This window comes from Luteibacter flocculans, from assembly GCF_023612255.1.
Classification (GTDB): domain Bacteria; phylum Pseudomonadota; class Gammaproteobacteria; order Xanthomonadales; family Rhodanobacteraceae; genus Luteibacter; species Luteibacter flocculans.
Genome location: NZ_CP063231.1, coordinates 4247517 through 4259313, shown reverse-complemented (window position 1 = coordinate 4259313; position 11797 = coordinate 4247517). Strand labels below are relative to the sequence as shown.

Here is an 11797-nt window from a genome sequence, read left to right as displayed (position 1 = left end):
GCGCAACGCTCGGGCAACACGTCCGGCGCTATCCTTGCGCGGTACTGGCTGCTTCCGATGACCTTATGCCCGCCTGGACCGACCGTCGACTGCTCGATCTTCTGTCGATCGAACACCCGCTCCTGCTCGCGCCGATGGCCGGTTCGGGTCTGTCCGCGCTGGCGATTGCCGTCGCGCGGGCCGGTGGACTCGGTGCCATTCCGTGTTCGTCGATCGGCGTGGAGAAGGCGACCACGGAGGTGGCCGCCTTCCGTGCAGCCGTGGACGGTCCGCTCAACCTCAATTTCTTCGCGCACCATCCCCAACCTGCGATGCCGGAGGCCGAGGCGCGCTGGCTGACGCGACTGGCGCCGTACTTCGACGAGTTCGGTGTCGATCCGCATGGCTTACCGCCGGCCGGGGGCAGGGCGCCGTTCGACGCGAGCCTGTGCGCCATGGTCGAAGCGCTGCGCCCCGAAGTCGTGAGTTTCCATTTCGGCTTGCCTGACGAGCGCTTGCTGGCGCGGGTGAAAGCGACTGGGGCGGTCGTGTTGTCTTCGGCCACCACCGTGGCCGAGGGCCGCTGGCTCGCCGAGCGGGGTTGCGACGCGGTCATTGCGCAGGGCTACGAAGCGGGCGGGCACCGCGGCAATTTCCTGACCGATGACATGTCCACGCAACCGGGCACGCTCGCGCTGGTGCCGCAATTGGTCGATGCCCTGCACGTGCCGGTCGTTGCCGCGGGCGGCATCGCCGACGGTCGGGGTATGGCGGCGGCCCTGTGTCTCGGTGCCTCCGCCGTGCAGATCGGCAGTGCGTTCCTGCTGGCCGACGAAGCTACCAGCGTGCCGGTCCACCGGCAGGCGGTGCGCATGGCGCGCGACGACAATACGGCGATCACCAATGTGCTGACCGGGCGTCCAGCGCGTGGCGTGGTGAACAGGATCATGCGTGAGCTGGGCCCGTTGTCCGCCGACGTGCTGCCATTCCCGCTGGCAGGAGGGCCGCTTGCGCCGCTTCGTACGTCGACCGAAGCGCGCGGCATCGGTGACTTTCAGCCGCTATGGGCGGGGCAGGCGGCCGCGCTGGCACGCGAGAGCGCCGCGGACGCTATCGTGCGGGACATCGTGGAACACGCAGCAAGGCTGCTGCGGCTGTAAGGCGCTACGGCTTCTGGCCGTGCTGGAGCAGCCAGAGCTTCACGTACTTGCGGCGTACGTACTCCACGCGCAGCAAGGCATACACGATGCCGCGCCAGCCATCGAGAAAGCCCGCGCGCAGCACGTAGCCGCGAAAGAACCGCCATGCCGGGCTCACGACGATCTGCATCATGGTGGCTCGCTTGCCCGCAGCGAATTCTTCGGTCGCCATCATGTGCGCGTAGCGTTCCTGCTTGGCCATCAGCTCAGACAGCGATCGATAGGGATAGTGGTCGAGAAAGCCAGGCAGCATGCGCACCTCGCCATCCACCGTCACGGACTCGTGGATCTCGCGGGGCCCGCGCCAACCGCCGCGGCGGCGGTCGAACAGGCGCAGCACCTTGTCCGCGCCCGCGTTGCCGTGGCGCATGAAATGGCCGAAGAAATCGTTGCGGCGATAGAACCGGTACCCCGCGGCGTCGAACCCGCTGTCGCAGGCCTTCTCGATGGCTGCGCGGAGTTCCGGGCCAACGCGTTCGTCGGCGTCCAGGCAGAGCACCCAGTCGTTCTTTGCCTGCGCCACCGCGAAGGCCTTCTGGCTGCGGAAGCCATCGAAGGAGCGTTCGATCACGCGCGCCCCCGCCGCGCGCGCGATGGCCACGGTGTCGTCGGTGGACCCGCCGTCGACCACGACCATGTCGTCGCAGAACGGTGCAGCGGATGCCAGGCAGTCCCGAATGCGATCGGCCTCGTTCTGGGTGATCACGCAAAGGGAAAGGGGCCGTGCGGTCATCGGGGGCGTCACCAGGTGCGGGGTCGGGTAGGCAGCCGTCATAATGCCATGTCGTCCAGCGCGGAGTGCCGGCCTTGAGCGCGTGCCTGATGTTTGCCACCGAGTCGTATGCGTTGCCTATCCTGCGTCCGCTGGCCGCGGCGGCGCGCGCGCGGGGCATCGACGTGGCCTGGGTCGTGCCGGCAGCGATGGCAGCGCAGCTCACGCCCGACGAGCGTCGCGTACGCAGCCTGCGCGAGGCGCGTGCCATGCGACCGGAAGCCGTGTACTGCGCCGCCAACTGGGTCTCTCCGGCGCTTCCGGGTACCAAGGTGCAGGTGTTCCACGGGTTCAATGCGCAGAAGCGGGAGCCGGACCGGGGTCACTTCGCCATTCGCGGTTTCTTCGACCTTTACGTGACGCAGGGGCCGTCCACGACGCTGCCCTTCGAGGCGCTGGCGCGCGAGCATGGCTACTTCGCCGTGCGCGAGACGGGTTGGCCCAAACTGGATCCGCTGTTCGCGCCATCGGCGGCATCGACGATCGACCTGCCGCGCGATGGGCGGCCCGTCGTCATGTACGCCTCCACGTTCAGCCATCGACTGAGCAGCGCGCCGGCCATGGTGGAGCCGCTGCGCTCAATGATCGCGCGCGGCGATCGGCAATGGCTGCTCACACTGCATCCCAAGTGCTCCGACGATCTGTTCGCCGCCTACCGTGGACTCGAAGGACCGAATGCGCGCTTTCTTACCTCCGAACACCTGATCGAGATGGAGCGTGCGGCGGACGTGCTGGTCTGCGATACGTCGTCCGTGGTGCATGAGTTCGCGGTGATGGGCAAGCCGGTGGTCACGGTCGCCAATCGCGTGCCGCAGCCTTTCATGCTTGACGTGGCGTCACCCGCAGACGTGGACGCTGCCATCGACCGCGCGCTGTCTCATCCGCCCGAACTGATGGCGGCGATCCGCGCTCATGGCGACGACATTCATCCGTATCGCGATGGGCGTTCGAGCGAACGCGTGCTCGACGCGGTAGATGCGTTTCATCGCGGCGATTTCGGCACGCTCAAGCGCAAGCCACTGAATCTCGTGCGGCGCTACAAGGCGCTGCGGGATATTCGTTCGCTGCTCGACGTGCGCTGATCTCTTCGGCTCGGCTTCGCCATCGCGTTAGTTAACCGTGCGTGGCGCCACAACGTGCCGATACGACACAGCGAAAAATCCCATCCGATGGCGTTTATCAGCGCTGTAGCTGGGGCATTCTGTGCATGCCGCAACCAGAGCTCAAGGGTGTGCTCGGTCGAGACGACAGTGGGAGGGAAGACGACATGGATAACGTTCGCGCCAAAATATACAAGATATTGAGCGATCAACTAGGGCTGCAGGAAGGAGATGTCAAGGCGGAAAGCACCGCAAAGACTTTGGGGATCGATAGTCTCGATACAGTGGAGCTCATTATGGCCATCGACGAGGAATTCGATATCGAGCTGGATGACGAGGACCTCACCAAATTGAACACCGTCGACGACCTTGTCTCTTACGTCGAAACTAAAATCAAAAAGTAGCGGACAGATGGGCAGAGGGTGGGTGCCTATACGTATCGGCTCCGTCATTGCGTGTGTGAAAACCGTGCTGGAAAGCGGCATGCAAGCTGCTCAGGCGATGATCGACATCGACGCTGCGTAGCGGCAGGGCCATAATGCTCTGCCGCTACGCAGGACCGCATCGATGCCCGTCGCTACTGCCGAACACGTCGGCGCCGCATATTCCCCGGAACGTATGCTCGCCGCCCGTGAGCGGTCGTGGGCCGCGCTGCGCGACATCGCATCGCGTATCGAGGTGGGGATGGACGAACCGGCGGCACGCGACTTGGCGAAGCAACGCCTCAAGGCCGCGGGCATGCAGCGTATCTGGCATCCGAGCATCGTGCGCTTCGGCGCCAATACATTGAAGACCTTCCGCCAGCGTTCCGAACCCGGGACCGTCCTCCGCGAGGCGGACCTCTTCTTCATCGACCTGGGCCCGGTGTTCGACGGCCACGAAGGCGACGTCGGCGACACCTTCGTGGTGGGCGACGACCCCACCATGCACGCGTGCGCGAACGCCGCTCGCGAATTGTTCGAACGCACGGCGGCGCGTTGGCGCGACGGCGTCATGGGCACGGACCTCTATGCCTTCGCGGATGCGGAGGCCCGGGCCATGGGCTGGCGCCTGAACCACGAAACGAAGGGCCATCGGGTCGGCGACTACCCGCACGCCGTGCACAAGGCGGGCACGCTCGGGAAGTTCGATGCGGTGCCTGTACCCGGTCTCTGGATCCTGGAAATCCAGATCGCGCATCCCGACCAGCCTATCGGCGCGTTCTTCGAGGATCTGCTTATCGCGGCCTGAAAACCGCAGCGCGTTCTTGCGACAACCAGTGGATTCCGTCAATATGAATGAGATTCATTCGCATTGATTTGACGGGCGTGGCCTGCTTTCACGCCCCTCCGCTGGGGAACACCATGATTTTGCTGAAGAAGTCGCTGCCCTTGATGATCGCGGGCGCATTCCTTCCGCTGGCGGCATCCGCCCAGGACAGCACGCCATCGAACGACAAGGCCGTGCAGCTCGCGCCGGTGTCCGTGACGGGCACCACACCGGTCACCGGCTATGTGAGCACCGAAGGTTCGGCCGCGACCAAGACCGACACGCCGATCATCGAGACGCCGCAGGCGATCTCCGTGGTTTCCAGCGCGCAGATGCGCGACCAGGGCGTGCTCACGGTGCAGGACGCGTTGCGCTATTCGGCCGGCGTGCGCGCCGATGCGTACGGCGTGGACAGCCGCGGCGATGACGCGTTTCTCCGCGGTACCTCGTTCACACAGTACCTCGATGGCTTGCGCCAGTACTTCGGGAACTCGTATGCGCGCACCGAGCCGTATTTCCTGGACCGCCTCGAAATCGTTCGCGGTCCGTCGTCGGTACTGTACGGCCAGGGAACCACGGGCGGATTGATCGCCCTGTCCTCGAAGCTGCCGCAGTTCACCGCGGCGCACGAGGTGGAAGCGCAATGGGGCAACAACGCGCGCAAGCAGGTCGCTTTCGATTTCACCGGGCCGCTCGATAAAGCCGGGCATTGGGCCTACCGGTTGATCGGCGTGTATCGCGACGCGAACTCGCAGATCGATCACGTGCCGGACGATCGCAAGGCCATTGCGCCGTCGATCACCTGGATGCCGGACAGCGATACGCGCTGGGCGTTGTTGGCGAACCTGCAGTTCGACCACAACGGTACGTCGCTGAATTTCCTGCCGCATGCGGGCACGCTACTGCCGAACCCCAATGGCCGCATCGATACGCGGCGCTTCGTGAGCGAGCCCGACTTCGATCGGTACGACACGAACCAGCGTGCCGTGACCTCGTTGTTCGAGCATCGCTTCAACGATACGTGGAAATTCGTCCAGAACATGCGCTACTCGCACGACAACGTCGATTACCGCACGCTGTATCCGAACGTCTATTCGGACCCTTCCTACCCGTTCCTCGATCCCGAGCAGCGGACCGTCGCGCGTTACAGTTACGTCTCGATCAACCGGCACAAGCGCTTCGTCACGGACACGCATGCCGAAGCCGACGTCGACGTTGCCGGTATGCAGCATCGCGTACTGATCGGCCTCGATGTGGGCTACTCGCATACCGACAGCCGCCAGGGCAACGGTTACGACGCCACGCCGTTCGATCTCTACGCGCCCGTCTACGGCAACGGTTTTGTTGCGCCCGATGTCTTCCCGGTGGCGTCCAGTCGCAGTCGTCAGACCGGCGTCTATCTCCAGGATCAGATTCACTGGGGCGAGCACTGGATCGCGACGCTCGGCCTGCGTCACGACCGCGCCACGCTGACCACGGGCGACACGCGCTCCGTGGACAACGCGACCACCTCGCGCTTCGGCGTGATGTATCGCTTCGACAACGGTCTGGTGCCCTACGTCAGCTATACCGAATCGTTCCAACCGCTGGATAGCCTGGACTTCTACAACCGCCCTTACGAGCCACTGCGAGGCAAGCAATACGAAGCCGGTGTGAAGTATCAGCCGGTGGGGTCGCCCACGTTGATCACGGCTACTTACTACGATCTGCGCGAGGAAAATCGCCTGGCACCCGATCCCGCGAATCCGCTGAACCAGATTCAGTCGGGCAGGGCAAAGACGCACGGCGTGGAGTTGGAAGCATCCACACGCATCGCGTCGCACGTGGATCTGATCGGTACGTACACCTGGACCCGGGCGCGTCCTGACGATGGCAGCATCGTGGCTGGATTGCCGAAGAACCAGGGCTCGGTATGGGGCGTGTATCACGTCAACGATGCGGACAGCGACGGCTTCAGCTTCGGCCTCGGTGCGCGCTACATCGGCAAGAACAGCGACGAAACCGGTCGCCTGCATGTACCGGCCAAGACACTGTTCGACGCGATGGTGGCGTATACGAGCGGACCATGGCGTTTCTCGGTGAATGCGGCGAACCTTACCGATCAGGTGTACGCAGCGAGCTGCCTCGCACGTGGCGATTGCTTCTATGGACCGCGCCGCAGCATCGTCGGCACCGCAAGCTATCGGTTCTGAGTCGTCACCACGCGATTGGCATCCGGACGTCCGAACCCGCTAGGATCGGACGTTCGAATACCACGAGGGGTGCGCGATGGGCTTTCGCAAGGTACTGGCTGCCACGTTGCTGGTGGCGCTGACGTCGATGGGAGCCGCCGCCGCACCGCCGCCGGGCTACTCGGGCAATCCGGTGTTCCCCGGCTGGTATGCCGACCCGGAAGCCGCGATCTTCAACGATACGTACTGGATCTATCCCACCACCTCGCTCGAATATGCCGCTCAGCGCCAATTCGACGCATTCTCGTCGCCCGATCTCGTGCATTGGACGAAGCACGCCGATGTGCTCGACATCAAGGACATACCCTGGGCAAAGAAAGCGCTCTGGGCTCCGGCCGTGATCGAGAAGGACGGCAAGTACTACTTTTTCTTCGCCGCCAACGACATCCAGAACGATCACGAGCTGGGCGGTATCGGCGTGGCCGTGGCAGACAAACCCGACGGCCCGTTCCGCGACCTGCTCGGCAAGCCGCTTGTCGGCGCCTTCCATAACGGCGCCCAGCCCATCGATCAGTTCGTGTTCCGCGACGACGACGGCACGTACTACATGATCTACGGCGGCTGGAAGCACGCGAACATCGTCAAGCTCAAGCCCGACTTCACCGGCCTTGAGCCGCTCGCCGACGGCACCGTCTTCAAGGAAATCACGCCCGCGCCCGAGTACGTCGAAGGGCCGCTGATGTTCAAACGCAACGGCAAGTACTACTTCATGTGGTCGGAGGGCGGTTGGGGCGGTCCGAACTACTCGGTGGCCTATGCGATCGGCGATTCGCCCACCGGCCCGTTCAAGCGCATCGGCAAGGTGCTCCAGCAGGATCCGAAGATCGCGACGGGCGCCGGTCACCATTCGGTCTTCCACGTCGCCAAGGACGATACCTGGTACATCGTCTATCACCGTCGGCCGCTGGGCGACACGAAGGCGAACGACCGCCAGACCGCCATCGATCGGATGGCCTTCGACAAGGACGGTCGAATTCTCCCGGTGAAGATCACCAACGAGGGTGTGCAGGCGCATCCCCTGCGCTGAGTGAATCCATGGATGGGATGATGGGCGACTTATGACCATGCGGCGGTGGTTTTATCCAAAAGCACGAATTTCCGTAAACCGTCCTTCGACGAATTCATCGTAAGCTGCACGGCACCAGCCAGCGGGCCATGTCGGTCCTCGCAGCCAAGAAGGAGTTCGCCATGGTCACGTTGCGCGTCAACGGCGAAGACCGCCAGGCCGATGTGCCACCGGACATGCCCTTGTTGTGGGTTCTCCGCGACGTGGTGGGCCTCACCGGTACGAAGTTCGGCTGCGGCATCGCCCAGTGCGGCGCATGCACCGTGCACCTGGACGGTCAGCCGGTGCGCTCCTGCCAGTTGCCGGTTTCGGCGGTAGGCGATCGCGCCATCACGACCATCGAAGGCATCGGCAGCACGGCGGAAGGCGCCAAGGTGCAACAGGCCTGGTTGGCGCTGGACGTCGTGCAGTGCGGCTACTGCCAGTCCGGGCAGATCATGTCGGCGACCGCGCTGCTGGCGCGCACCCCGAACCCTTCCGATCACGACATCGACGCCGCCATGGCCGGCAACATCTGTCGTTGCGGCACGTACGTGCGCATTCGCGAAGCCATCAAGCAGGCCGCCACGGGCGAGGTCCACGGCTTGCAGGTCGTTGTCGACGGGAGCACGACATGAGCGCCCGCCACCCGATGGATGAAAGCATCGACGCCGGCCGTCGCCAGGCCCTGCGGCTGGCGGGCGGCGGTCTTGCCGTCGCGTTTCTTTGGAGCGCAGGCGCTGGTCCGGCTCTCGCGCAGATGAGCGCGCGCCGCCAGCCCGACGATGCGGCCGCAGCGGTGGCGGACGGAAATCCACCGTTCGCCCCCAACGCCTTCGTTCGTGTCGGAGCGGACGGCAGCGTCCGCCTCGTGATGCCTTCGGCCGAGATGGGCCAGGCGATCTACACCGGCATCGCGATGATGCTGGCGGAAGAACTCGGGGTCGGGCTCGATCAGGTCAAGGTGGAACACTCCCCGCCGAACGACGCGCTCTATGGCCTTCCGCTGTTGGGTGGCGGCCAGGTCACGGGCGGCTCCACCAGTACGCGCGGCCAGTGGCAGGTGTTGCGGGAAGCCGGTGCAGTGGCGCGCGAGATGCTCGTGGCGGCTGCCGCGGCGCAATGGCATGTCGATCCCGCCAGTTGCTCCGTGGCGCGTGGCGTCATCACGCACGTGCCCTCGGGCCGCACCCTGGGTTTCGGTGCCGTGGCGGATGCGGCAGGCAAGTTGCCCCAGCCGGCCAACGTGACCTTGAAACAGCGCAAGGACTTCACGCTCATCGGCAAGCCGCTGCGTCGCGTCGATTCCGCGGACAAGGTCAACGGCGGTACGCAGTTCGGTATCGACGTGAAGGTGCCCGGCATGAAGATCGCGGCGGTGAAGACCAGCCCCGAACTCGCCGGCACGCTCGGTCGTGTGGATGAGACGCAGGCACGCGCGATCCCGGGCGTGATCGACGTCTTGAAACTGGGCGACGCGGTCGCCGTGGTGGGTGAGCACTACTGGGCGGCGCAGCGCGGTCTCGAATCGCTCGTCATCGAGTGGACGCCGGGCGTCAACGCGCACCTGGACACGGAGACCCTCGTGGCGGGGCTGCGGGAAAGCTCGGAGAAGGGCCCTGCGATCGTCGGCCGTAAGCCCAAGGGTGAGGCGGCAGCTGGCGGCAAGCTCGTGGAGGCCTCGTTCGTCTCGCCCATGCTTGCCCACGCGACGATGGAACCGTTGAACGCCACGGTGCACGTCACACCGGGCCACTGCGAGATCTGGACCGGCACCCAGGTGCCGACCCGCGTGGTGAAGGAAGCCGCACGCATCTGCGGCATTCCGGCGGAGGCGGTGACGGTCAACAACCAGTATCTCGGCGGCGGCTTCGGTCGCCGGCTGGAAACCGACCAGGTCGAACAGGCCGTCGCCTTCGCCAAGCAGGTGACCTATCCGTTGAAGGTGATCTGGAGCCGCGAAGAAGACATTCGCCACGATCGCGTGCGCCCCCTCTACTTCGATCGCATCTCCGCCACGCTCGGGGCCGATGGCAAGCCCACCTCGTGGAAGCATCGCATCACCAGCGGCACGGTCCTCGGCCGTTGGATGCCCGGTGCCATGGGCAAGGACGGCATGGACAGCGACGCGATCGAGTCCGCCGCCGATCTGCCCTACGACATGGACAACGTGCTGGTTGAGTGGGTCCGCCACGAAATGCCGCCCGGCCTCGTCGTGGGCTGGTGGCGTGGCGTCGGTCCGACGCACAACCTGTTCATCGTCGAAAGCTTCATCGACGAACTGGCCCACGTTGCCGGCAAGGACCCGCTCGCGTATCGCCGCTCGCTGATGAAGCCCGGCTCGCGTGCGCTCGGCGTACTCGATCTCGCAGCGGAGAAAATCGGTTGGGGCAGCCAGCCGTTGCCGGCACGCGTGGGTCGCGGCATCGCCGTCGGTTCGCCGTTCGGCAGCCATGTCTGCGCGATCGTGGAAGCGGAAGTCACGCCGCAAGGCACGGTACGCCTGCGCAAGGCCGTGGTCGCCGTGGATAACGGCATCACCGTCAATCCCAGTTCGGTGCAGGCGCAGATGCAGGGCGGGCTGCTGTTCGGTCTGAGTGCAGCGATGTACAGCGGCATCACCCTGAAGAACGGCGTCATCGAGCAGAGCAACTTCCACGACTACCGGAATCTGCGTATCAACGAGGTACCCGAGATCGAGGTGTATTCGGTCGAGAACGACGAAGCGCCCGGCGGTATCGGTGAAGTCGGCACGGCCATCGCGGCGCCCGCGCTCGCGAATGCCATCTTTGCGGCCACCGGCGTGCGTCTGCGTGAGCTGCCGATCTCGCGCACGCAGCTTGCGGCGTCGCCGGATGCATTGAAGCGCGTCGCATCCACGGGCGAGCACAAGGAGGACGTGGCATGAAGCGCTTTCTCATCATCGTTGTCGTGCTGCTCGCGGTGGGCGTGGCCGCGTACTTCTTCCTCAATCGCACCGATCACGCGGATGGCAGCGCCCCCGTGCTGGCCGGCGCACCGGCCAACGCAGATCCGGTGGCACGCGGTGAATACCTCACCCGCGCCGCGGATTGCATCGCCTGCCACACGGTGCCCGAGACAGGCAAACCGTTTGCCGGTGGCGTCGCCTTCAAGCTGCCGTTCGGCACGATCTATTCGTCGAACATCACGGCCGACGACGAGACCGGCATCGGTCGCTGGACCGACGACGACTTCGTGCGCGCCGTGCGCGAAGGCGTGCGGAAGGACGGCCAGCACCTTTATCCTGCATTCCCCTATACCGCCTACACCCAGCTGAGCCGCGCCGACGTCCTCGCGATCAAGGCCTATCTCTTCAGCCTGCCCAAGGTGCGTCAGCCCGAAACGCCGAACCAGCTCGGTTTCCCGTTCAACCAGCGCTGGGCCATGGGTTTCTGGAATGCGGCCTTCTTCCGCAGCCAGCGCTTCCAAGCGGACGCCTCGCGGTCGCCCGAGTGGAATGTCGGTGCGTATATTGCCGGGCCGCTCGGTCACTGCGCGGAATGCCATACGCCGCGCAACCTCGGGTTCGGCCTGAAGCACGGCGAATCTCTCGCGGGAGCAGAACTGCAAGGCTGGCGCGCCTACAACATCACATCCGACCCGAATCACGGCATCGGCAAGTGGACTGACGAGGCGCTGATCCAGTACCTGCGTACCGGCCACGCTGACGGTCATGCCTCGGCGTCCGGTCCCATGGGCGAAGCGGTAGCGCACAGCCTGCAGTTCCTGAAACCCGAAGACACGGCGGCCCTCGTGACCTGGCTGCGCACGGTGCCCGCGCGCGAAGGCAAGGATCCGATCACCGTCGATCCGTCGCCCAAGGCGATGCTCGCCTCGAACGCCATGACGCCCGGCGGCGACGATGCCACGCGCGACGCCGACGGCCTGCGTCTGTTCGAAGGCGCTTGCGCTAGTTGCCACCAGTGGAATGGCGCGGGTCAACAGACGCCGTACGCCGGGCTGGCCGGCACGCGCGGCGTCAACGATCCCTCCGGTGCGAACGTCACCCAGGCGATTCTGCAGGGCGTGAAGATGCGCATCGGCGACACCGACGTGTACATGCCGGCCTTCGGCCATGCGTACAGCGATCCCGAGGTCGCCGCGCTGGCGAACTACGTGATCGGCCACTTCGGCGGCAAGCAGGGCACGGTCACCGCGGAGGACGTGGCGAAGCGGCGTCAGTTATGACGCCATGACGCCCG

General features: G+C 65.2%; 10 protein-coding genes. 9 read left to right on the top strand and 1 reads right to left on the bottom strand.

Going from position 1 to position 11797, the window contains the following annotated elements:
* Positions 1–65: 65 nt before the first annotated feature.
* On the top strand, positions 66–1139 hold the full coding sequence (locus IM816_RS18485) for an NAD(P)H-dependent flavin oxidoreductase (protein WP_250339238.1): 1074 nt from the start codon (positions 66–68) through the stop codon (positions 1137–1139).
* A gap of 4 nt (positions 1140–1143) precedes the next feature.
* Here the strand turns inward: IM816_RS18485 and IM816_RS18480 are convergent, their stop codons facing one another.
* Positions 1144–1911, bottom strand: a complete 768-nt coding sequence (locus IM816_RS18480; RefSeq protein WP_250339237.1) for a glycosyltransferase family 2 protein — start codon at positions 1909–1911, stop codon at positions 1144–1146.
* A gap of 89 nt (positions 1912–2000) precedes the next feature.
* On the opposite strand from IM816_RS18480, the gene IM816_RS18475 reads away from it, so the two are divergent.
* The 8 genes from IM816_RS18475 to IM816_RS18440 all read left to right on the top strand — a co-directional run bounded on the left by IM816_RS18475 (position 2001) and on the right by IM816_RS18440 (position 11783).
* Positions 2001–3032: a CDP-glycerol glycerophosphotransferase family protein gene (locus IM816_RS18475; protein ID WP_250340799.1), complete on the top strand. Its 1032-nt coding sequence runs from the start codon at positions 2001–2003 to the stop codon at positions 3030–3032.
* Positions 3033–3217: 185 nt separating this feature from the next.
* Positions 3218–3454, top strand: a complete 237-nt coding sequence (acpP, locus tag IM816_RS18470; RefSeq protein ID WP_250339236.1) for an acyl carrier protein — start codon at positions 3218–3220, stop codon at positions 3452–3454.
* Between the two features lie 163 nt (positions 3455–3617).
* Positions 3618–4280, top strand: a complete 663-nt coding sequence (locus IM816_RS18465) for a M24 family metallopeptidase (protein ID WP_250339235.1) — start codon at positions 3618–3620, stop codon at positions 4278–4280.
* Between the two features lie 113 nt (positions 4281–4393).
* Positions 4394–6490 carry a TonB-dependent siderophore receptor gene (locus tag IM816_RS18460; RefSeq protein WP_250339234.1) on the top strand — a complete coding sequence of 699 codons (2097 nt, stop codon included), beginning with the start codon at positions 4394–4396 and terminating at the stop codon, positions 6488–6490.
* A gap of 76 nt (positions 6491–6566) precedes the next feature.
* On the top strand, positions 6567–7556 hold the full coding sequence (locus tag IM816_RS18455; protein WP_250339233.1) for a glycoside hydrolase family 43 protein: 990 nt from the start codon (positions 6567–6569) through the stop codon (positions 7554–7556).
* A 128-nt stretch (positions 7557–7684) separates the two neighbouring features.
* Complete coding sequence (locus IM816_RS18450; protein WP_425602597.1) at positions 7685–8212, top strand: (2Fe-2S)-binding protein; 528 nt, start codon at positions 7685–7687, stop codon at positions 8210–8212.
* Positions 8209–10482 (top strand): xanthine dehydrogenase family protein molybdopterin-binding subunit, encoded by a 2274-nt coding sequence (locus tag IM816_RS18445; protein ID WP_250339232.1) that lies wholly within the window; start codon positions 8209–8211, stop codon positions 10480–10482. Before IM816_RS18450 ends, IM816_RS18445 begins: the two co-directional genes overlap by 4 nt.
* Positions 10479–11783, top strand: coding sequence for a c-type cytochrome (locus IM816_RS18440; RefSeq protein WP_250339231.1), 1305 nt, complete (start codon positions 10479–10481; stop codon positions 11781–11783). The genes IM816_RS18445 and IM816_RS18440 overlap by 4 nt, the downstream gene beginning before the upstream one ends.
* Positions 11784–11797 lie beyond the last annotated feature (14 nt).